The sequence below is a fragment of the Bdellovibrio sp. ZAP7 genome (assembly GCF_006874645.1).
GTDB lineage: Bacteria > Bdellovibrionota > Bdellovibrionia > Bdellovibrionales > Bdellovibrionaceae > Bdellovibrio.
Map to the genome: position 1 here is coordinate 151,823 of NZ_CP030082.1, position 22,840 is coordinate 174,662.

Here is a 22,840-nt window from a genome sequence, read left to right on the forward strand (position 1 = left end):
TTTAAATTTTTGATTTAGTTTACAAGTTTCAATTTAATGAAGGGTTAAATATGATTCAAGATCCAAAGAAGATTAGAAATATCGCGATCATCGCGCACGTCGACCACGGTAAAACAACTCTGGTTGACCATTTGATTAAACAAGCCGGTACATTCCGTGACAACGAGCACGTTGATGAACGCTTGATGGACTCCATGGATCTTGAAAGAGAACGTGGTATCACGATTGCGGCGAAAAATGCCTCTTTCGTTTATAAAGATATCAAAGTTAACATCGTCGATACACCGGGACATAGTGACTTCGGTGGTGAAGTTGAACGTATCTTGAACATGGTTGATGGCTGTATCCTTCTTTGCGACGCCTCTGAAGGTCCACTTCCACAAACACGTTTCGTATTGAAAAAAGCCCTTGAGCAAAATTTGAAAGTTATCGTTTGTATCAATAAGATCGACCGTTCCGACGCTCGTATCCAAGAAGTTCACAATGAACTTTTCGATTTGTTCATCGATCTTGAAGCTACTGAAGAACAATGTGATTTCCACACTGTTTACGCGATCGCGCGTGAAGGTATGGCGACTTTGGATCCAGCGGTTAACACTGGTACTCTAGAAGTTCTTTACGATGCTATCGTAAACCTAGTTCCTCCTCCAAAAATTGATGAAGAAGCTCCATTGCAAGTAATGGTATCTAACATCTCTTACAATGATTACGTAGGTCGTTTGGCGATCGGTCGTATGCGTGCAGGTACAATCAAAGTTGGTGACGAAGTTCTTTGTGTTCAAGAAAACGCTCAGAAAAAAGTTAAAGTCTCTGCTTTGTACCAATACAAAGTGAACTCGCAAGTTCCAGCTCAAGAAGTTGGAGCAGGTGACATCGTTGTTATCGCGGGTATGGAAGACTTCACTATCGGTGATACTATCACTTCAGCTTTGGATCCTCGTCCACTTCCGCGTATCCGCGTTGATGAGCCGACAGTGGGAATGGTTTTCTCGGTAAATAACGGTCCTTTCGCAGGTATGGAAGGTAAGAACGTTACTTCTCGTAAGATCCTTGAGCGTCTTGAGAGAGAACTTTTGTACAACGTTGCGATCCGCGTAGAAAAAACTGCGAACACTGATGCTTTCAAAGTTATCGGTCGTGGTGAGTTGCAATTGGGCGTTTTGATCGAACAAATGCGCCGTGAAAACTTCGAACTTCTGGTTTCTAAACCGACAGTTATCTTCAAAGAAGAAAACGGTCAAAAAATGGAACCAATGGAGATCGCGGTTATCGATATCGAAGATTCTTATGTTGGTGCGGTTACTGAGAAACTTGGTAAACGTAAAGGTGTCATGCAAAACATGGTACAAAAAGGTTCAGGACGTACTCGTCTTGAGTTCTTGATCCCGTCACGTGGTTTGATCGGTTATCGTTCTGAATTCTTAACTGACACTCGCGGTACAGGTCTTTTGAATACACAATTCAATGGCTGGGAAAGCTACAAAGGCGAAATCGAACACCGTATGAATGGTGCGATGATTTCTGACCGTAAAGGTCAAGCGACAGCATTCGCTATCTGGAATCTTCAAGAGCGCGGTATTATGTACGTTACTCACGGTCAAGACGTGTACGAAGGCATGATCGTAGGTGAGCATGCTAAGGACAATGATCTAGAAGTAAACATCACTCGCGAGAAGAAATTGTCAAACGTACGTGCTTCGGGTTCTGATGAAGCTATCCGTCTAGTTCCAGTTCGTCCAATGACGTTGGAAAAAGCAATGGAATGGATCAAAGACTCTGAGTTGATCGAGGTGACACCGAAGAACATCCGTCTTCGTTGCCGCGAAACAGATCCAAACAAACGTGCAAGAGCAGCGAAGGAATAATGAACTCGAACGTCGCCATTGAAATCAAAGATTTAACCAAAAAATACGACGACAAAGTCGCCGTTGATGGAATAGATCTGGAGATTTACAAGGGCGAATGTTTCGGTCTCTTAGGTCCAAACGGGGCTGGCAAAACAACAGCAATGAAGATGATGTATTGCTCGGCCCTCGTAACAAGCGGGGAGCTCTATGTACTAGGGCTCAACGTCAAAAAGAACTACCGCGAAATCAAATCCAGAATCGGTGTTGTTCCTCAAGAGGACGGCCTTGATCCCGATTTTACAGTCCTTGAAAATCTCTCAGTCTACGCGAGCTATCACAATATCAACCCTGCAGAAGCCGATTTGCGTGCTCAGGCATTGTTGCGTTTGATGAAGCTTGAAGAATACCAAGATCGCTCCGTGGAAACGTTAAGCGGTGGTATGAAGCGCCGTTTGGCGATTGCGCGTGGCTTGATCAACTCTCCTGAAGTGATTTTCTTGGATGAGCCTACGACGGGCCTGGACCCGCAGGCACGTATCTGGATTTGGGATTTCTTTAAGCATTTAAAATCTGAAAAAAGCACATTGGTTCTGACGACTCACTATATGGAAGAAGCCGAGCAGATGTGTGATCGTGTTGCGATCATCGATGGCGGTAAAATTTTGACGATCGGTAAGCCTAAGGATTTGATCCGCGATCTGATCGGTAAAGAAGTGGTCGAGTTCGACACGAATCCCGTGGATTTAAATTATTACCTGGGCCGTTTGCGTGCCGAGGGTTTTGCTTATCAAGTTATCAAAGACACTGTATCTGTACTGGTTAAGGAAAATCAGGAAGGCCGTCGTGTCGTGGACCTTATTGCCTCTGATAAAATCTTTATTCGTAAACCGACATTGAATGATGTGTTCCTGAAACTTGCGGGACATCAGTTGAGGGACGAATAATGAAGTTAAAGCAGCTTCTTTCAATTCCTAAGTTCAATGATGGAGCCTTGAAAGTTTGGCAGCGTAATTTCCTGTATTTTAAAAAGACCATGATGGTGTCTTTGTTCTGGATCGTATTGGAACCGGTTATTTACCTAGGGGCAATCGGATTTGGTCTGGGCTCGTTCGTAAATAATATGGGCGGTATGTCCTATATCGAATATTTCTTTCCGGCACTTTTGTGTACGACGGCGATGTTGGTATCTTTCTTTGAAGGAACTTACGGGAATTATACCAAGCTTACTCATCAAAAAACTTATGCGACGATCATGCTGACCCGTGTGGGTCCTGAAGAAATCGTGGCGGGGGAGTTGATGTGGGCCGCGACTAAAGGATTCTTTGGTGTGATCGGTGTCACGATTGTGGCCGTATTCTTTGGTCTGATTGATTCTTATAAAATCTTGCTGACGTTACCGGTGCTGTTTTTGATTGCGGCTTTGTTTTCTTGTATCGGGATGATCTTTACTTCGATTGCCCGTAACTATGATTCTTTTATTTATTCCACTTCTGGTTTGATTGTTCCAATGAGTTTGTTAAGCGGAACTTATTTTCCGTTAGAACAATTGCCGTCAGGAATGCGCTATTTGGCTTATTTGTTTCCGCTGACCCACGGTGTGGCAGCGGTTCGTGGGATTTTACATGATGGCAACGTGGTTAAAATCGCCGTGCATATCTTGATCTTGCTGGTGCTGACGTGGATCTTTATGAATATTTCGTTCCACCGCATTCGCAATAAACTTCTGAAATAATCTAATTATCCAAATTATGTTCAGGCTTGATTTCTAAATCCGAAGAATCAATGTCGCTGTTTTCGTCGCGAATTTCTTGTTCCAAGCGATCAATCTCGTCATTGCTAAGTGAATTCACCTGCTCTGCTGACATTCCCTTTAAGCCAGGGATTTCATCCATAGGCGGGGGAGCGGGGCTTAGGAAAGACTGAATTCTCTCCATCGCGACTTCGTACTCTGCCTGATCAATGCTGTGGAATTGATACAGATTTTGTACGATCTGACTCATGCGTTTGCGCGCAAATCCTGTCAGTTCTTTTTTATAGTATGACTGAGAATACTTAATTGGACTTGGCAGAACCATTGCCATGAAGGCACTTTCCACGACATCAAGCTCGGCTGGTGATTTTTTAAAATAGAATTGAGCTGCTTGTTTGATGCCGTAAATGTTTTTACCGAACTCAACCACGTTCAGATACTTTTCCAGGATTTCTTTCTTTGTCAGAGTTTTTTCGATTCGGTCAGTTATTATTGCTTCCAGGGCTTTTCTAAAGAAAGTTCTGTCGGCATTTAGGAACATATTCTTTGCAAGCTGCTGGGTGATTGTGGAACCACCGCGTTTATAGACGCCAGTTTCCCAGCCTTGGCGGAAGTTCTTTTCAATCGTTCCCCACTCAAAGCCGTGATGCTTATAGAAGTTTCCATCCTCAGTCATGATGATGGTTCTTTGCAGGTACGAAGAAATCTGTTTCAAAGGAACATAGTTTTTAGAAGTCGGGCACAGATCGACTTTGTACATCGTCGTGATAATGCAGCCTTTGATTTCTTTTTCGTTAGGAAGCGTTGACCAGATATAAGCCGCAGCAGAACCCATGATCGCAACAATAATGGTAAAAAATAATCCAGCAGCCTTCATTTATTTCAACATCCCTTGATCTTTAACCCATTGAATACTGTTATGGATGGCTTGGCGAGCAGGGCGAGGTTTGAAATCCAATTCGCGCTGTGCTTTTGAGGAATCAAACCAGTGGTACATAGTTGCCGTGTAGGCATTTTCTTTACTCAGTGGACCTTTCAGTCCCATCTTTTCCATAAAGTCGCCAATCGTTCCAACCACGTGCAGAACTTGATCCGGCATTTGCTTATTTGGAGCAGACACACCGGCTTCTTCAGCGATCATGCGGAAAAGATCTTTGATCAGAATATTTTCGCCAGCCAGGATATAGCGCTCTCCCGTTTTACCGATTTTCCAAGCGCTTAAGATTCCTTGAATCACGTCTTCGACAGCAACGACATTCACACCACCGGAAGTGTAGAACTTAAGTTTTCCTTGAGCCACTTTCAGCATCATCTTGCGGCTGCCTTTTTTGGCGTCGCCAAATCCATAGATAGTCGCAGGATTTAAAATGACAGCATCCACTTCGCCTTTGTCGCAGGCTTTTTTAACCAGCATTTCGGCGTCATGCTTAGTTTCAAAGTATCCAAGGTTCAAATCGTGGATATTGAATGCGGAAGTTTCGTTGAGAATTTCTTGAGGATTGCGCCCTGCACCGACCGCTACAACTGAGGAAAGGTGAACCAGACGGCGGACTTTGCGTTCTTTGCAAACTTCAAGGACATTGGCCGTGCCTTGAACATTTACTTTTTCCATTAAGGGGCGATCTGCCGCTTTATATGCAACAACTCCCGCCAGATGGAAAACTGTATCGATATCTACAAAGGCTTCCAACAGGGACACAACATCAGTGACATCACCGTAGCGATATTGGCAGTTCACACCTTTTAGTTCTGACAGATCACTGTTCTTACGAACCAGTGCGAAGACTTCGTGACCTTGATCGACCAGGGCACGTGTCAGCCAGCTACCTAAAAATCCATTCGCTCCAGTGACTAATACTTTCATGTTGCTTCAGCCTCGTTGTCAGTTTCATCAAAACGTTCCATTAATTTTTGGCACAACCGAGCCATCAGAATCCCCAGAATAATACCCAGTATCGCTCCCGCCAGAACATCGGTAGGAAAGTGCACTCCATTGTAGACTCGACTGTAACCAACGAGTACCGCGAGTGAAAACATGGGAATAGCCATTACTGGAAAGATGACCGAAGTGAAGGTCGCGAAATTGAACATATTCGTCGCGTGATTTGAGACAAAACTATAACCACCAAAAGGAGCGCGCACGTTTACTTGTAAACCTTGAGTCTCGGCCGGACGGGGGCGCTGGACGGTTTTCTTAAACGCCCAATTGCCGACACCATCAGAGAGAGAAACACTTAATACCGCCATGATAAAAATAGTGCAGCCTTTTTTCCAACCTCGGCGCCAGATGAAGAGCGCAATGATCAGGGGAAGCATGATTAGCTTCACAGGATTCTTTTTATGAAGATCAGTGATAAATGGAAAAAACAAGTCTGCCCACGGAGCAGTCCAATCTGAATTGATCAGTAGGAAAAGACGTTTATCGAGGTTCAAAATAAAATCGAGCATGATAGGGATCTTAACTTAGTTTTTTGCTCGCAGAAAGTCTAGGTCTTCCAGTGGCCACAGTGCCTCGTTCAACTCGCTATGGCATCATTGTGTTTATGGACATTGCGACATTATTAGGCCTTCTTATCGGCTTTGGTGGGATCATTTTTGGAAACCTGATTGAAGGTGGCCATATGAGCTCGCTGATGCAGCTAACAGCATTCATCATCGTGTTCACCGGCACTGCTGGAGCGGTGATGGTTTCCAGTTCTGAACATGCGTTAAAAACGGGTTTGGAACTTGCGAAAAAAGCATTCAAACGTCACGAAAGTGAAGCGCACAGCAAACTGGAAGACATCGTTGAGTACGCAAGACTTGCAAAAAAAGAATCCATTCTTTCATTAGAGCCAAGAATTGGTAAAATCGGTGACCCATTAATGCAAAATGTTTTGCGCAATGTGGTTGATGGCGTTGATGAGTCAGTGATCCGCGATATTTTTGAAACTCAAATCTACACCGAGGAAGATGAGCTTCTTTCTGGTGCAAAGATTTGGGCTGATGCTGGTGGCTTTGCACCTACTATAGGTATCATCGGTGCAGTATTGGGATTGATCCATGTGATGGGTAATTTGACTGATACAAGTAAACTGGGTGCAGGTATCGCGGTTGCGTTCGTAGCGACTGTTTACGGAGTTGCCTCTGCTAATCTTTTGTTTTTGCCAATGGGGAACAAAATCAAAAAACGCGTTGAAGATATGACTCGTGAAAAGATGATGGTACTTGAGGGCGGTTTAATGATCGCTAAAGGTGCGAACCACATCGTGATCGAACAAAAATTAAGGTCGTACCTGCCTCATGCAAGCAAAGCGTAGACACAGAAGACACGAAGAACATGTGAATCATGAAAGATGGTTGGTCTCTTATGCGGACTTTATCACTCTTTTATTCGCCTTCTTTGTGGTGATGTACGCGACCTCGACTGCCAATGAGAATAAGCAAAAAGATTTCGAACAATCGATTAAATTGAATTTCCACTTGGTGGGTAAAGGTGGCTCGGATCAAAACGCCGAAACCATTGACTCAGCCATTGCCGAACTAGAAATTCCTGTCGGTAACTTTCCCAAAAAAGGCGGACCTGCGGAAGCCGCTGACTATGTTGAGCGTGCGTTAGGCAAGGCGATGAGCAAGGACGATAAAAAGAAGGACATCCAGGACATCTATCATGACTCTGTCGGTGTTCGTGTGTCATTGACTGCTTCAAGTTTCTTTACGCCGGGCTCGGCAAAGCTTCGTCTGTCTTCATTACCAGCGTTGGATAAGGTCGCAGAGATCCTGTCCGCGAATGATAAAAGAATTATCGTTGAAGGTCATACCGATGATACTCCGATCGCAGATCCGCAGTATCCAAGTAACTGGGAGCTAGCAGGGGATCGTTCTGCAGCAGTTGTTCGTTATTTCGTGAAGTACCACAAGCTAAATCCAAAACGTTTCGTTTCAATTTCTTATGGTGATCAAAAGCCAATCGTTCCCAACGATACGGAAGAGCACAAGGCCATGAACCGCCGAATTGAAATCCTGATCGTCACCGATAACAACAAGGTCGGCATCTAATTTACAAATTAAAAAAGCCAAGGTTTTGAGGCCTTGGCTTTAGGGTTTTGGAGGAGTGGTTGCGGTCTATACGCAGTCTTTAAGTTTTCTCAAGATCTCGATCGCTTTTTCTCTCGAAACTTTTTGTGATTCCATTACAGAATCAACTAGAATTTCAGAAGGAAGCTTGTTGCTGTTCGCAGACAATTCAGTAAATTTCGCCAAAACACGAGCGTAAGATGAACGCTCAGCTCCTTGGAATTGAGTCAAAATTTGAGTGCCAAGGCGTACTGATTTATCGAAAGCTTCAATAGCAATCGAATTTTGCTCTTTAGTTAGTTCGCGAGATTCAGCAGCTTTCAAAAGGTGCATTTTTCCAAGCATATTCGCCAAACCAGAAGCGGAATCAGATACTTCTTTTGCTTCAGCAGGATCAGTGATTTTCTCAGATGCTTTTTTTGCTGCTACAATCGATACTAAATTCTTCATAACTTCGGACTTCATTTTTGGATCACCGAAGCCAAATTCTTTAGTGCCGTATTTCAATGCATTATCAACGATTTGAGTTTCATTTTTGGAAATATCTCTCAAAGATTGCTCAAGATATTTCTTTTCAGCATTTTTACCCGATGCATTTTTCAGATTGCCGCTAGAATCCAAAAAATACTCTTGGCTTGTTTTATCGAATTTAGCCAATCTTTCAGTTGTTGTCATTTTCCCTGGAGCTGCGAATGCAGTTGCAGAGAACGCTAGTGTCATACCGATAATAAATGCCTTTTTCATGAAATCTCCTCTTTTAAAATTCGTTTCCTATATAAGTCTATTAAGCAAAACCTTTACCAACCCAAAAACTCGTATATTTCAACTGGGCCCGATTCCGTGTTTAACCTCTGAAATCAGTGACCTTTTCTGCGCTCGTCGTTATCCTTCCGATAACCGCGTCTCATATTGATACGCTCTTAGTTTCCCTGGGCAGATGCCGTCATGTTTTGAGCGGCTTTCTCTACAGCTTTATCAAACTTCTGTTGATCCTTGCTCATCTGTTCAAGACTATTGATCTTGTCCCAGCTGACGGCATTTGCGATGGATCCGTAGGATTTCATTTCCACTGACAAGCCTTGAAGGGCTTCGAGTACACTCACCACCAAGTTGGTTTGAGTTTTCGTCAAAGTGAACTTTTTTGTCTCATGTTTTTCTTTTGCCGGAGCCGAGTCGTCTTCCAGGCCTGCAAAAGGATCTACCTCGGCTGGTTTGCCGGAATTTGGAACTGCAACGCCCAATGTCTCAGCAACCTTCGTCAGGGATTGATTGATCTTTTCACCTTGAGCTTCAAGTTGAGAGTTTTGCAAACTTGATTGAATGCGTTCGCGACCATTGATCGTAACAATTTTGATCTGCTTGATCAGACGGTTCATCGTTGCAAATTCTGCCTCTACTTGTTTTAGCAGAGAGTCTGTGGGTGCCTTGTCCATGTTGTTTTCAAAATCCATTTTGTATTCTTTAGCCGGGTTCATGATGTCGTTAAGAATAGAAAGATACACTCTTTCCTCTTGGAAAATAGCATTCATCACACCGTTGTATGACGGGCCCGTGTTGATCGCGATTTTGCCTGGGCGATAAAGATCACGCATCATGTTTACTACGATTTTGTCGTATTCAAGGCCGTAAGTATCAAACGCCGACTTCATTTGCGCATAAGTGTTTTGCTTCCACCAAGAATCAAATGGAACTTGTTCTTTTGTTCCAATAACTGAAGGGCGAGCTTCTGCTAGCAAGTATTCAACCCAGCCATTGTAAGTCACATTTTTCCCATTCGCTTTTGCAATTTTCACTGGCCAAGCATAGGGCATTGGAGCGCTATTCTTAAAGCGGTCCATATTCATATTGCTGCACTCTTCGAACTTTTGACCGGAAATACCAATTGATGGAGCAAGGAATACAGAAGGGAAACCGACAGAGTTGCGAACGGCAAGTTCGCCTTTCTCGATATCAGGACCACAGGCCATTTGCATGATCAAATTGTCTGAGATCTGTGGAGTCGAGAAAATACCCACGCGGCGGTAAAAGTTCGTGTCTTTTACTTTCTCATAAGTGGCAGGGCTCGATACATAGGTCGCGGCCCACGCAGCGCCCGTGCTCATTTGTGGATTTGGATTCCCCAACATTGAGCGAACTTGGCTCAGAAGAGTTTGATAGACGTTTACGGTGTAAGCAGAGACGCGAAGTTCGTTGTTAAGCATCGTCAAAGTTTGAGCCGCTTTATTCAGATCTTTTTCGCCAAGACCATTTACGATCGTCGTGAATTTCTTTTGTTGATCAGTGGTCAACTGTTTGAACTGTGGGGATTGCAAAAGAAGTGAAGCTGCAGCGGCTGCGTCTTCCATTGTGTAAGCCTGTTGGTGCTGCACGAACATTGGATCCGTGTGGAAAGCATCGTCGGAAGCTTTCATTTCACCAGCACGAACTCCGAACAAAGGTGCTTTATAAGTAATATTAGCAGGTCTGTCGCCATAGCGATGGTCACGCACTTGAGAGACGAAATCTCCATAGAAATTCTCTGCAGATTTATAGCCTTGAGTCAGCTGGAACAAAGCACTTTGCCAGTTGGCGCTTGCCTCTTGAACAGACGCCATATTAGCGCCTCTCCAAGCGATCATTTTATCTTTGAACGTTTTTAGTTTCGTTTGCAGTGGAACATCATAGGTAGCAAGCCACTGAGATTTCTTCATTGCATTGATTTCTTGCTCAAGCTCGCTGGAGTAACCGTAAAGTTCATGAGCGTCGACCACGTTTCTCCAAGTGTAAGTTACTGCACGCATGAATAACTGATCCAGGGCTACGAAAGTCGCAAGTTTCAAACCTTTCGTCAGCAAGAAACGAAGACCTTTTACTTGCATAGATCCTGGGATAAACCAAGCAACGATATCAACGCCAGTCCAACGGATCAGAGCACCTTGAACCGCTTGTTTCGTCAGAAGATTAACAGCACCTTTTTCCAAAGTTGCAGCCACCGCAGAGGAGATAAGCATAGAGGTAATGTTGGGTGCCATTTCCCAAAGCTTCCTGTGAATAACCAAATACTCATAAGCTTTCGAGCATGGATCTTTATCCACACCTTTATCCAGATCTTGCTGGGTAACTTTTTTGCCCATCCAAACTTTTGCGCACATTTTTACGTTAGGATCTGCAACCAGTTGTGAAGCCAAACCTTGAACTGTCGCACCCACAACCATCCCCAAGTAAGGAATCATCACGTGGTAGCGCGGATTTTTCATATACATCGCCATGACATTCGAAGCTGCGCCTTGGGAGTACATGAATAGTTGGAAACCAATGATACCCATTGGCGAGAATGAGTGAGTGATATGTTGATCAATAGCGACAGGATTTTGAGAGTAATTAACTACAAGCTCACCCATCATAACCAAGCCCATTGCAGAGAAGAACATAACTGATTCAGGAGCTAAGTTTTTAAGTGAATGAGAGAATGCAGCTTTATTAGCGCTCCAAACGCCACCCATTTCTTTTAAAAGACGGCGCTCTAAGTTTTTGGGATCGTATTGACGAAGTACTTTTTCATCGGCAAACGGAATTTCCATAACTGGAATATTGGTTTTCTTATCGAAAACACGCGTGATTTTATTATCATAATCAACTTTTACGGAATAGCCAATGGATTCAAGCATGGCTTTATCTTGCGTGGCTCTTTGGTCCTCAGATTTAGTGATGGAGGCAGCAAGTGCAGGAGACAATGAAGAAAAGCCGACTACCAAAGCGGTTAGGAAGCTGATCGTTCTTTTATATGTTAAAGACGCCTTAAACATAGGATCTCCTCAAAAGGCAATTTGCCTTACTCAAGAGATAAGCAAGTCAGGGGCCTGTCATTAGCGATATAAAGGAACTGGAACGCCTCAAAGTGAGACGGGGCCTTATTCGGTCAATGGCCTGTCTATAATAATGACGGTCGGGTGTTTAGAAAGGAGCCGGAAGAATTAGTGAGAGACCCCACTGGTCAACGGTGTCTTTTCGCTCGGCTTCGGCGCGAATCTCTATTTTTCTATAGGAGAAAGAGCCTGCAACAAGGTGATTCCAATGGAATTCGCCTTGAGTTGTCGAGTAAAGATATTCCGACTGAAACAGAGTTCTAAATTGATCAACCCATTTCATCATGAACATCGATTTCGCTCCCAAATAGGGTTGCGCGATGTCGGTAAGGTAGGAGTTTTCACTCACCGCGAACAGAGACCAACGAGTTGCTTTCATTAAAGGTAAATCAAAGCTCGCACCGATGCCGCCATTCACGTAAGGATTTAGTTTTGGCTCGGTACCCACTTCAAGCGACCACGAAATCGGTTTTTCTAGCTGAGTCCACGGTGATGTCGAAAGAATGCTTAAGAAAACAAACTGATTTAAATCCCAGTTTTGCCTGGTTGGAGTATAGCGAACATCAAAGACAAAAAAGTTTAATTGCGAAAATGGCGCCAGCCCGCTGTCATCGGATAACAAATCGTGAAATCCACGGCGGAATTTAAACTGGAAATAGTCTTGCTGATCGTTTTGCCCATATCCCAGGTAAAACGCTGCTGTCGCAGGGCTTAGCAAGGGAGATTTCGGCGGAGTGATCGTTACGGGCTCCGTGATCGCTCCTAATTTCGCGCGGGCGACGGAGAGTTTATACTTTTCATCATTGTACTCTTTTTGATCGCGATACTCTCGAATTGAAAGATAGCTAAGAGCAGCCTCGAGGGTTTCGGCTTTCTCTTTTTTCGAAAGTTCCAAATAGTTTTTATTAGTGTCCTGCTCTTTTAATAAAACGGAACGAAGAGCAGGGCGTTCGGAAAAGTTAAGCTTTGCATAACGTGCGCGCCATTCAGTTTGCAAAGATGTGCGAAGTTTTTCTCCACCGATCAGCCCCGCATTAGCGACGGCTTTAAGAGTGTCCAGAGGTATCGCCATGGCGTGAAATTGCGAAGTGAGATCACTGGCTGGTGATGCGACTTCAATAAGTTCCAACATCTGGGAGGAACAATTTTCATCAGCGAAATAGTAAGGAGCAAAACTACCTTCAAGCTCTAAAAGATGGTCAATCATCAATTCGACTTGCTGCGGAGTCAGATTCAGTTTGTACTCCCAGAGGTCGCGCCCTTCCAGATTAGAATATTCCTGAATCTTTTGATGATAGGGAAGCATCGAGTAACTGCCTGGATAATATCCGAATATACCCTTAAGTGCGTAAAGGGCGCCTCCCTCGGTTCCTGTGAACGCGGCATAGTTAATTCCATAATCTAACAAATCCAGTTGTCCTGTATTTTTGGGATTGTGCAGACGTAAAAATGTATGACCAAAACTAGAGGGTGCACTTGATAAATCAGAGGCGGCGAAAATCAGATATGCTTCGGATGCGCCCAACTGAGCTTTCCAGTCTTTTCTTTCAGGACAATCTTCAAGATCGCCCGCTTTAATATCCAAGACAGATTTTAGCCAAGAGGTGCGAGCCAGGTAACGGCATTGAGATTTTGAGGTTTTTGCGTCGAATAGAAGATCAAGTGTAGCAAGAAGTTCGGCGCGAGGATCTTTAGAACCCTCAGACGCGATAAAAAAATTTCCACGAATCGGGGAGTTAAAATTTCCAGAGAGGTTTTTGCGATAGTGACCAAGTTTTAACCAGGCGGTCGACTGATCGAGGTTTTTTGCCAGAGCCTGCTCTTTGTAAAGAGCAGTATCCTGCAATGAAAAGCCCCACGCAAATAGTGGGGCTGTCATTAATATAACGGTAACTAGAAAATTAAGAACCATGGCAAAGGCTTTGAAGATCCTTTTGACCGGCAAGTTCATTGTTCAAGTTAGAAACCATTTCAGCTGCAGATGTGTTAGATGCTGGAATGATGTTTGTGTAAGAACCTTGAGTGAAGGTACCGAATGCATTTTGTGCTTCAGTATTTTTGCAACCCTTCATCTCAGCCAAAGTCGCAAGAAGTTGACCGTGACCTTGAGCCATTTCACGAGAAAGTTCTTTTTGGTTCACTTCAACGAAGTATTGAACTTCTTTATCGTTCATTACGATACCGCTCGCAGAACAACCGGAAGTACCCGAAGTAATACCGAAAGCTTGAGAGAAGAATGATGCATTTGTAGTGATTGCGAATAGTTGCAAAAGTTTAGAGTTTTTAGAGATGATTACTGAACCCAAACCGCAACCCGCGTCACCGGCAAAAGCGTGAGCAGAGAACATAAATAGAACTGTAAAAAGAACCTTTTTCAATGGAGCCTCCTGTTGTTGAATACTATTTATGCTGACTCATTCTGTGTTTTCCATCAAACTCTAATTATGAAAGGCTAGGGCTTAAACTATGTCTGTTACTGAGATCACAAAGGAAAATTTCAAGCAAGTTGTTGAAGAAAACCAGATTGTTATCGTGGACTTCTGGGCGGTGTGGTGTGGTCCTTGTAAAAGATTTGCGCCTGTTTTTGAAGCCGTAGCAGCTAAACATCCTGGAGTTAAGTTCATTAAGATCAATACGGACGAGGAACCGGAAATTGCAGCAAGTTTTGAAGTGCGGTCAATTCCCACATTAGCTGTCATCAAAGAACAGTCTATTATATTCGTCCAGCCCGGTGCCGTGAACGAAGAAGTTTTGGAACAAATCGTTCAAAGAGCTAAAGAGATCGATATGTCTCAGGTTGAAAAAGAATAAGTTCGCTCGTCTAAGCAGCTCCATTTTTTGTCACGAATTGATTTCTTAGACAACATGGCGGAATTGCACAGTCTTTCCACAATCAAAATTAAGATAGCAAGCTCGCACGATTAACTCGTGTGTGCTTTTTCCGGCTTACACCTTGCTCTTCTAGTTTTCTGAAAAACTAAAACGAGAGAGGTCGTATGAGTAACGTATTTCCGAAAATTACACTAATAGTTCTGGCATTTAGTATCGCACTTCAAGCACAAACAGCTAAGGCAGCTGATCGCGGGACGGAGATCGCTGCGACCATTGGTGGTGCTATTATCGGTGGCTTGATCGGTGCGAACATCGCTCAAGACTTTGATGATGATGACAATCGCCAATCACAGCGCATGTGGAATAAAGCTTTAAGCAATGACTTTCGCGATACTCCTTATGCATGGGATGGACACGGACATCGTGGACGCATCGTCTTCACCGGAGAAGGATATTTTGATGGATACTATTGCCGCATTTATCGCAGTGAAGTTTGGAATCGCAGAACTGATACGCCGATGATCACGCGCGGTTATGTTTGTCGTGCCGGTGATGGTTCCTGGTTTAGAAGAGAAGAATCCGACATCGCACAGTCTCGTCCAAATCGTCCTGACCGTGGTCAACGTTTCGATCCACCTCGCCCAGAAATGCGGGATGATCGTATGGACGACCGTCGTGAGCCACCAAGATTTGGTGGTCGCCAACAACAACAAGGTGGTATGGGCATGGGCCCAGGTCGCAGTATGGGCGGCGGCATGCAAGGAATGCCTGGTGGAGGAATGCAACAAGGCGGTGGCTTCGGTCGCGGCGGCGGAGGTTTCTCTCAAGGTGGTACCAGTGGCGGCACAAGTTCCGGCACTGTGATTACGAACGGGGATGCCTTACCAATCGGTGTTCAATAGTTTCTAACAAATTTTGGACATAAAAAAACCCGCTCTTTCGAAGCGGGTTTTTTATTTCGTCATTTAATAATGACTACTCTCTTACGATTTTAACTGACTTGATGATCATTGGCTCAACTGGACGATCCATTGGGCCTACTTTAGTATTTTCGATAGCGTGAACTACGTCCATACCTTCAACAACTTCACCGAAAACAACGTGACGACCATCCAACCAAGGAGTTGCAACTGTCGTAACAAAGAATTGGGAACCGTTCGTGTTAGGACCCGCGTTCGCCATAGAAAGCATACCCGGTTTAGAGTGCTTAGGTTGACCTGGAAGGAACTCGTCGTCGAAACGGTAACCCGGACCACCAGTACCAGTTCCAAGTGGGCAACCACCTTGAATCATGAAATCTTTGATCACACGGTGGAAAGACAAGCCATCATAAAAAGGCTTTTTAACTTTCGAACCAGTTTTAGGATCAGTCCATTCTTTAGAGCCTTCAGCAAGACCCGCAAAGTTTTCAACTGTTTTAGGTGCAGTCTCAGTCAAAAGTTTAACTTTGAAATTGCCTTTAGTTGTTTCGAAAAGTGCAAACATCGGTTTTCCCTTCTTAGTGGCAGTATCTTCTTTAGCTTTTTTGGAATCCGCTTTTGATTTCTTTGCTGGTTTTTCAGCTTTTACGTCAGCCGTTTTTTCAACTGCCGCATCTGTTGATTTTTCAGCTGTTGTTTCTGCGGCATCCGCACGGAAACTGAAAGCAGCAAGCAAGAAAGCGAAAAGGTAGATCCAAAATACCTTTTTAATATCGATATTCTTCGACATTGGAATACTCCTGATTTGTTAGAGCCTTAACTTTTAGTGATGGCCACGACGAGGGTCAAGCGCCTTCAAGGTGATGAGATTTTCGGAAATCCTCTCGGAAATATCTTCGAGAAGCTTCGAAGGCGAAGTATTAAACGCCACAGCAAGACCATGAAAGGACTCGTGATTTAAAGACACTTCAGCCGTCGACTCTGACGCTATCAGCTGGAGCATCTGTTCGATTTGACGCATATAGGTGTAGTTCTTCGCAAGACTCGAGTGTTGTGCTGACTCCACGGATAGGAAACCCTCTGTAGATGAATTTGGTGGAGCAAGCCTTTTATTCAGCAAAACAGTTTGAATCGCGAGCTCAATATCGACCATTCCACCTTCACTGTATTTTAGATTCAAGGTTGGAGATTTGCTAACAAGCTCCTGACGAATGCGATTCAATTCCAAAAGTTGCGCAGCGGTCAGACCCTGATCAATATAACAGTCCACCAACGATGGCCCTGCGAAATTCACCCAGCGAGATTTCAAATACGCCTGACGTTCCCAAATTTCAGATTCATTGGTTAGGTAACTTTGCAAATCAGAGAGAGGAATTACGATAGGCCCCGCTTTGCCAGAAGGCCGAAGTCTCATATCGATGGAATAGATATTTCCGCCACGATGGGACTCAGTCATGCGCGAAATAAATCGTTTCGCCAGTTTGAAATCGTTGTCAGAAGGTTCACCGGTGATCACGAACAGGAAATCCAAATCCGATTTGAATCCCAATTCTTTGCCACCCCATTTGCCCAGCGCCAGGATTTCTACTGAACACGGGTAGTCTTTCTTTAAAGCTGTCAGCAAGGCCGAAGCAATCGAATCCGCCGTGAACGTCAAATTCTGCAAAAGAGTATCCAGATCACGGTCTTCCAAGTACTGACTGCCATTGATCAGTTCCGATAGAAGTTTTTTCTCGGCAAGTTCTTCCAGCAACCGATCCAGATCTTCCGAGAGTTCGTTTTGCGCACGGAACACAAAAGAATCCAAAAGCTCGGGGCGACTGCAAAGAATGCGCGACAAATAAGGGGAGTGCGCAAACAACCACGCCAATTTTTTCAAAAGTTCATTCTCGCGCAGAAGAAGAGTAAAGAAACTCGCCTTAGCTCGAGTGCTGCGAATAAAATCTTTTAAAAACGACAAAGCTCGGCGGCTGTCGCCACCTTGAGCCTGCAGGATGTTTACGAACTCCTGCAGGAAAGATTTACGAGCCGTTTCATCACGGCCTTTGTTACGTGAAAGGACTTCCTGCTCGATAATCTCATTCCACAGTTCTTTGATATCGTCCTCAGGCAATCCCAAAGTGCTGAGTTCGTTTTCTAACGAAACCGCTTTGGGAGATTCTCCCAGCAAAGTTTTTACGATCTGATCACAATTCTGCATTTCCGAAGATAAAGTTTTAAGTGCCGTCGTTACAAACTCTGGATGAGTGTCATTTAAACGCAATAGATGGGTTTGTTCATCGTTAAGTGCTTGAACGTAATTCTCAAGCCCACGCAGATTGCGATAATGAGCAACCAAGAAATCAGATTCATCTTGCGGCAAGATTGCCTTAGCTGAAAGAAGTTTCAAAGCCTCGATGGTTCCACGCGTTTGTAGCGATGGATCTTTGCCTCCGTGAACAACTAAAAGGGCATGGCAGAAAAGTTCCAGATCCCTGATTCCGCCAATACCCATTTTCAAATCGATCACGTCAGCATTTGCGGGAGTATGATAGGCATTTTGAATTTTTCCGCGCAGATGCTTTAAATCATCAAACAGCGTGAAATCCAAATGTCTGCGGAAAGAAAACTTCTTAGCAAAAGCTTCGACCTGCCGAATGATTTCAGGATTACCGGTAATTGCGCGCAAGCGAACAAAGGCCAGTCGCTCCCAGGTTTCGCCATAGTTTCCATAGTAATCGCGGAAGTGTTCGACCGTGGGAATCAGCGGCCCATGACGACCGCCAGGGCGCAAATCAAAATCCACACGAAAAACAAAGCCTTCAGCAGTTCTTTCGCTCAGTAACTTTTGAAATTGGCGTAAGCCGCGCAAATGTTTGTCATTGTCAGCATCAGATACAAACAGAACATCGACATCAGAGCTTAAATTCAGCTCTTCAGAACCCAGTTTACCTAAAGCAAACAGTGCGATATCGTTTTCCGGAAAGCAGTGCTTAAAAGCTTCAGTTAAAAGCTCATCAGCAGCGGTACTCCAGTCATGGCATATTTGAATTGAATCTTGGGAATTATTTTTGGCAGAGTCAGCGCAGCGGGACCAGATCCCGTTGCGCTTGATTCTTAGAGAAGATTCTAACGAGGAATTACTCAAGGTTTACGGACCACTTCGGTTTGAAGTAGTTGTAGTTGTCATTCGTTACGCGGCGCTCTTCAGTTCCATCAACCGTGGAAAGATAGATTTGATTCTTTCCTGTGCGATTGCTGGAGTACATAACAAAACGGCCGTCTGGAGAGAATGAAGGGTCTTCATTCGATGACATTTTGCCGTTTGATTTCTTAGCCGAAGTCAGACGAATCATATCAGACCCATCTGCATTCATAACAAAGATATCAAAGTTGTTATCGCTTTGACCTGCAAAGGCGATTTTTTTGCAATCAGGGGACCAAGACGGAGAAGAGTTGAAAACACCTGCGAAAGTCAGACGTTTTACGTTTCCACCGTTTGCATCCATTGTGTAAATCATCGGTTTACCAGCGCGGTCTGAAGAGAAAGCAATTTTATTTGCATCACCCGGGCAGACAACTGGTTCAACGTTCATCGCACCAGCAGGACCGTTGGTGATTTTACCGTTCAAAGTTCCATCGTAAGACATTTTATAAATGTCAGGGCTGTTTCCTTGAGAAATCGTCAAAAAGATTGTTTTACCATCTGGAGAGAACGAAGCACCCGAGTTGATACCTTGGCGATATGAAATCAAAGAACGTTTTCCTGACTTCAAATCCAACATCAACATGTCGGCATTTCTAAATTTGGAACCAACGCGCTTCACATAGGACGTATAAGCCACTTTTGAACCATCTGGAGACCATGCCGGGGAGATCGCCACACTGGAATGTTTGGAAATCTGCATCGAGTTCGCGCTATCCCAGTCCATGATGTAGACTTCACGGGCCTGGCCGCCAGCTTTATCTGAAGTCAGAACCACGCGGGACAAGAACATACCATCTGTACCCGTCAAAGCCTTCATCACGTCATTCGCGAACGTATGACCGATACGACGAGCACTCGATACAGGGCCTTTATATTTTTTGCCTGCGATCAAAGTCGCTTTGCTAACAGAGTAAAGGTACGTTTCCAAAGTCACTTCATTGCCAGCAATTGAAAAACCAGCGCGGATCAAAAAGTCAGCACCAATTGCTGACCAGCTTTGGAACTTAAAACCACCAGGATTTCCCGGAGCCGGTGTCAGACCTGTTTTGCTTGGATCTTCAAGGAAGGCTTTTGAATCGATAAATTGAAAGTACGAAGAAACTGAAAGGTCGTTATTAACGACATTAAAGATCTCAGCCCCCGTTGCTTGATAGTGTGAAGCCGTCGTCGGAGTACCGAAGTATTGCAACGCCGGGAACGCCAACATACTTTTTTTAGTGCGGGCTTCACCAAGTTTAATATAAATGCCATTGTCCTGAGCCATGCTGACTTGAGACAGCGAAATAACTGCGAGTAATACACATAGAAGTCGGATCATAGTTTCTCCTTACTCTGGGAAGCCGATTAAAATCCCATCCACACTAACAAGTGATACAAATTTTTCCGGTGGTGGAGGGAAAGGTGCCGATTGATCAATCGTCTTCAACACCTCTTCATCATAACTGGGATTTCCGCTCGATTTAATAATCTTACGATCTAAAATATTTCCACGAGAATCAATATATACGCGAGCTTGCGCTTTTAAATCGCGTTTCGCTAGCCACTCAGGCAAGGCCCAATGCTGTTTGATGTGGCGATCTAAATCCGCCCCATAAGTGTCATGCTGCAATTTAGTTAAACCCGTAAGCGCTGTTCCGGGTGAAACTTGATTCCCCTTGATGGGCGCAGCTCCCACCGTGGATTTTCCAGTGCCCGCTGGAGGAGTCGGCTTTTTAGCGTCTTCCTCTTTTAATTTTTCAATCGCGGCCATCGCTTTTAGTTTTTCCAAGGCATCTTGCTGCTTGGATTTAACTTTTTCTAAGTTTACGCCGTCATCTTTTTTAGCAGTCTTAGTCGGAAGCTTAACTTCAGGCTTGGTTTCAACTTTAGGTTCTGGCTTTTTTTCCGCAGGCTTTTCAACAACCGGAGAGGGTTCTGGTTTTTTCTCAGCGGGCTTCGCATTTTCTTTAGCTTCTGGCTTCGGTGGCAGATTGTTGGGGTCTAATTTATCGGGTAGACCCACAATATCCACGCGAACAGCTTGAGTGAAATCAATAGACTCGGGCGTAAAGAACGCCGCCTTCACAATGAAGAATAGAACTAAACCGACGTGGAATCCAATAGAGATCACCAAGCCGCGATTTAGAGAGTCAATCTGAGGTTTATCGTTTAATGCGCTCACTTGTCTTTTGGTACTGTCACTAAGCCGATGTTAAAGATCCCTGCAGCGCGAATTTCCGCCATAGCTTCCGCGACGAAGCCGTAATCTACTTTGCGATCTGCTTGGATGAATATTTGTTTGTTCTTTTTATTTTCAAAAATGGCTTTTAACTTTGTTTTAAGATCGGCCATTTGAATACGTGTCTTCGCGATGGTCATTTTTTGATCGTGACCAATTACCAGGACAAAAGGTTCTTCATTCATCTCTACGCCAGAAGCCGAAGTTTTTGGCAGGTCGACGTCGATCCCTTGTTGCATCAGGGGAGTCGTCACCATGAACATGATCAGAAGAACCAGCATGACGTCCACTAAAGGCGTCACGTTGATTTCACTTAATGTCGCGCGACTTTTTTTGCCGCCGCCACCACTGCCCATTCCCATGATTTAGTTTCCTTGAAAGAAGTTACGTTTAACGATGTTCAGAAAGTCTGCACCGAAGTTATTCAAAGTAATTTCTTGTTTGCGAATGCGGGAAATAAAGTTGTTATACAAAACCACGGCTGGAATAGCTGCTGCCAGACCAATTGCTGTGGAGATCAAGGCTTCCGAGATACCAGGAGCCACGACTGCCAAGCTTGCAGAACCTGTCTGACCGATTTTATGGAAGGATTGCATGATCCCCCAAACCGTACCAAATAAACCGATAAAAGGACCTGTACTGCCGGTAGTTGCCAGAACTGTCAGGCGAGATTCAATTTTTGCAATCTCGTTTTCAGTGGCTTTATTAATGATACGTTCCAAGTTGTCGATGCCCGACAAAATAGGCTTGTCATTTTCAGTGCGTGCCAAAAGGGGAGATTCGGAAATCTTTTTCATCTCCAAGTAAGCCGCTTTAAATACGCGAGCTACGGATGATTCTTTGTATTGATCGATATCTTCATACAAAGAATCCAAGGAATTTACTTTCCAGAATTTATTAAGGAACAAATCATCTGCCGTGCGCATATTTTTGAAGGCTTGGTATTTAGTATAACCAATCGCCCAACAAAAGATCGACATAACGATTAGGATAACCAAAGTCAGCTGAACGACTGGACTTGCTTGTGCGATTGCATCCCAAGAGTTTGTATTAACGGAAACAGAAGGTGCGGCTTCGGCTGCCTGGACTAAAAGTGGAAACATAGATGAACCTCCATGTTCCACACTATAAGCAAAAGGTCCTGAGATCAACCCACGATGTCCCTATGGCGCAGGACCATCGTCGTGATTAGCTCATTACTTTGGTGGAGTCGTAGCCAACCAAGTCGTGATCTGGCCGATGTCATTCGCGATGTAACCATCAGCTTTAATCTCAACGGCCTTTTTGAATTCTTCCTCGTTTTCGACAACCAGGAAGATTTTTTTCTTACGACGGCGCATTTCTGCAAGAACGGCGTCATTAAATGCAGGGCGATTTTGAATTTTAAAAGGAGCAATAAAAACATCTCCCTTAAATTGTGTCGAAGGTAAAACCCACAAAGAATCAAAACTCATCAGGCGCATCAAATCTGGTTTGCTTGTTCCATAAAGCCACGTCGGCTGCAGGCTCTTGATGGCATTTGTGATCACGTTCGCATCACTTTGGATTAGAGTGCGATCGTTGGATTTATAATCCTGGATTGCGTTTGAAACCAACGAGTCCACGTCGCTGACGTTGTCGACAACATTCAAAATGAAACGTGTTTTGGGGAATTTTTCGTACAATTCTTTTAAAGCGGGAGTGCTCTTATAGAATTCGTTAATCTGCTCCCACGAAAAGTTAGAAAGCTTGCTTCCCAACATGATGTTCGCAGATGGATTGGCTTCTTGCTCGGCCATTTTTGCATTGAGGAATTCAACGTCACGGCTTGGAGGCAGGATGAATGGAACCCGATTGTTGGAAATTCTCACATCCGCCCAGATAATAACGTCGGGACGAGCATCAATAGCCTCCGCCATTTTGGCCAAAGTATGAGCTTTTACGGCCACATACGGAGTTTGACCTTCCAAATAAGGAGATTTGTATTCCTGGAAGTTTTGGCCCATGCCCCAAATACGGGTCATGATGATGACGAAACCTACCAGAGCCAAGGATGCTAATGTCGCTAAAAGTACTCGCATATGGAGGTCGGTATAGCATCCTAAAGTCTCGAAATCAGCACATTTTTTCAAAACTCAGAGAAAGATTCCTGTCAAAATCTTAAATACGCTAAAATTAGGCGTATTTCACCTTGTTTTTCAATTGG

The 22,840-nt window shown here is 44.2% G+C and carries 21 protein-coding genes; 7 read left to right on the plus strand and 14 right to left on the minus strand.

What is annotated here, in order from left to right; all coding sequences use genetic code 11:
- Positions 1-50 precede the first annotated feature (50 nt).
- The 3 genes from typA to DOM22_RS00755 are packed head-to-tail and all read left to right on the plus strand — an operon-like array spanning position 51 to position 3,579.
- Positions 51-1,865: a translational GTPase TypA gene (gene typA, locus DOM22_RS00745; RefSeq protein WP_210415661.1), complete on the plus strand. Its 1,815-nt coding sequence runs from the start codon at positions 51-53 to the stop codon at positions 1,863-1,865.
- The gene (locus tag DOM22_RS00750; protein WP_142698560.1) at positions 1,865-2,791 is read left to right on the plus strand and encodes an ABC transporter ATP-binding protein; all 927 of its coding nucleotides are present in this window, start codon (positions 1,865-1,867) and stop codon (positions 2,789-2,791) included. The genes typA and DOM22_RS00750 overlap by 1 nt, the downstream gene beginning before the upstream one ends.
- Positions 2,791-3,579 (plus strand): ABC transporter permease, encoded by a 789-nt coding sequence (locus DOM22_RS00755; protein WP_142698561.1) that lies wholly within the window; start codon positions 2,791-2,793, stop codon positions 3,577-3,579. The genes DOM22_RS00750 and DOM22_RS00755 overlap by 1 nt, the downstream gene beginning before the upstream one ends.
- A 1-nt stretch (position 3,580) precedes the next feature.
- Here the strand turns inward: DOM22_RS00755 and DOM22_RS00760 are convergent, their stop codons facing one another.
- The 3 genes from DOM22_RS00760 to DOM22_RS00770 are packed head-to-tail and all read right to left on the minus strand — an operon-like array spanning position 3,581 to position 6,045.
- The gene (locus DOM22_RS00760) at positions 3,581-4,474 is read right to left on the minus strand and encodes a biosynthetic peptidoglycan transglycosylase (RefSeq protein ID WP_142698562.1); all 894 of its coding nucleotides are present in this window, start codon (positions 4,472-4,474) and stop codon (positions 3,581-3,583) included.
- On the minus strand, positions 4,475-5,461 hold the full coding sequence (locus DOM22_RS00765; protein ID WP_142698563.1) for an SDR family oxidoreductase: 987 nt from the start codon (positions 5,459-5,461) through the stop codon (positions 4,475-4,477).
- On the minus strand, positions 5,458-6,045 hold the full coding sequence (locus DOM22_RS00770) for a phosphatase PAP2 family protein (RefSeq protein ID WP_142698564.1): 588 nt from the start codon (positions 6,043-6,045) through the stop codon (positions 5,458-5,460). The genes DOM22_RS00765 and DOM22_RS00770 overlap by 4 nt, the downstream gene beginning before the upstream one ends.
- A gap of 23 nt (positions 6,046-6,068) precedes the next feature.
- Here DOM22_RS00770 and DOM22_RS00775 point away from each other — a divergent pair, with 23 nt between their 5' ends.
- The gene (locus DOM22_RS00775) at positions 6,069-6,896 is read left to right on the plus strand and encodes a flagellar motor protein (protein WP_246845784.1); all 828 of its coding nucleotides are present in this window, start codon (positions 6,069-6,071) and stop codon (positions 6,894-6,896) included.
- Positions 6,897-6,918: 22 nt separating this feature from the next.
- Positions 6,919-7,635, plus strand: coding sequence for an OmpA family protein (locus tag DOM22_RS00780; protein WP_246845785.1), 717 nt, complete (start codon positions 6,919-6,921; stop codon positions 7,633-7,635).
- A gap of 66 nt (positions 7,636-7,701) precedes the next feature.
- On the opposite strand, the gene DOM22_RS00785 is transcribed toward DOM22_RS00780, so the two are convergent.
- From DOM22_RS00785 to DOM22_RS00800, 4 genes are all read right to left on the minus strand, one after another.
- Positions 7,702-8,397 (minus strand): hypothetical protein, encoded by a 696-nt coding sequence (locus DOM22_RS00785; protein WP_142698566.1) that lies wholly within the window; start codon positions 8,395-8,397, stop codon positions 7,702-7,704.
- Positions 8,398-8,573: 176 nt separating this feature from the next.
- The gene (locus DOM22_RS00790; RefSeq protein WP_142698567.1) at positions 8,574-11,438 is read right to left on the minus strand and encodes a hypothetical protein; all 2,865 of its coding nucleotides are present in this window, start codon (positions 11,436-11,438) and stop codon (positions 8,574-8,576) included.
- Positions 11,439-11,586: 148 nt separating this feature from the next.
- Positions 11,587-13,377 (minus strand): DUF4105 domain-containing protein, encoded by a 1,791-nt coding sequence (locus DOM22_RS00795; protein ID WP_168196516.1) that lies wholly within the window; start codon positions 13,375-13,377, stop codon positions 11,587-11,589.
- A gap of 22 nt (positions 13,378-13,399) precedes the next feature.
- Positions 13,400-13,876: a DUF3015 family protein gene (locus tag DOM22_RS00800; RefSeq protein WP_142698569.1), complete on the minus strand. Its 477-nt coding sequence runs from the start codon at positions 13,874-13,876 to the stop codon at positions 13,400-13,402.
- A gap of 88 nt (positions 13,877-13,964) precedes the next feature.
- Here DOM22_RS00800 and trxA point away from each other — a divergent pair, with 88 nt between their 5' ends.
- Entirely contained in the window at positions 13,965-14,309 is a 345-nt protein-coding gene (gene trxA / locus DOM22_RS00805; protein WP_142698570.1) for a thioredoxin, read from the plus strand.
- A gap of 185 nt (positions 14,310-14,494) precedes the next feature.
- Complete coding sequence (locus DOM22_RS00810; protein WP_142698571.1) at positions 14,495-15,232, plus strand: hypothetical protein; 738 nt, start codon at positions 14,495-14,497, stop codon at positions 15,230-15,232.
- A gap of 73 nt (positions 15,233-15,305) precedes the next feature.
- Here the strand turns inward: DOM22_RS00810 and DOM22_RS00815 are convergent, their stop codons facing one another.
- From DOM22_RS00815 to DOM22_RS00845, 7 genes are all read right to left on the minus strand, one after another.
- On the minus strand, positions 15,306-16,040 hold the full coding sequence (locus tag DOM22_RS00815; protein ID WP_305764560.1) for a peptidylprolyl isomerase: 735 nt from the start codon (positions 16,038-16,040) through the stop codon (positions 15,306-15,308).
- Between the two features lie 33 nt (positions 16,041-16,073).
- Positions 16,074-18,377 carry a glutamine-synthetase adenylyltransferase gene (locus DOM22_RS00820; protein WP_142698572.1) on the minus strand — a complete coding sequence of 768 codons (2,304 nt, stop codon included), beginning with the start codon at positions 18,375-18,377 and terminating at the stop codon, positions 16,074-16,076.
- Positions 18,370-19,755 (minus strand): PD40 domain-containing protein, encoded by a 1,386-nt coding sequence (locus DOM22_RS00825; protein ID WP_142698573.1) that lies wholly within the window; start codon positions 19,753-19,755, stop codon positions 18,370-18,372. Before DOM22_RS00825 ends, DOM22_RS00820 begins: the two co-directional genes overlap by 8 nt.
- Positions 19,756-19,764: 9 nt before the next feature.
- The gene (locus tag DOM22_RS00830; RefSeq protein ID WP_142698574.1) at positions 19,765-20,598 is read right to left on the minus strand and encodes a cell envelope integrity protein TolA; all 834 of its coding nucleotides are present in this window, start codon (positions 20,596-20,598) and stop codon (positions 19,765-19,767) included.
- Positions 20,595-21,017 (minus strand): biopolymer transporter ExbD, encoded by a 423-nt coding sequence (locus DOM22_RS00835; protein ID WP_246845786.1) that lies wholly within the window; start codon positions 21,015-21,017, stop codon positions 20,595-20,597. Before DOM22_RS00835 ends, DOM22_RS00830 begins: the two co-directional genes overlap by 4 nt.
- Before the next feature lie 3 nt (positions 21,018-21,020).
- Positions 21,021-21,758, minus strand: a complete 738-nt coding sequence (gene tolQ, locus DOM22_RS00840; protein WP_142698575.1) for a protein TolQ — start codon at positions 21,756-21,758, stop codon at positions 21,021-21,023.
- A gap of 93 nt (positions 21,759-21,851) precedes the next feature.
- Complete coding sequence (locus tag DOM22_RS00845; protein ID WP_246845787.1) at positions 21,852-22,715, minus strand: hypothetical protein; 864 nt, start codon at positions 22,713-22,715, stop codon at positions 21,852-21,854.
- Between the last annotated feature and the right edge of the window lie 125 nt (positions 22,716-22,840).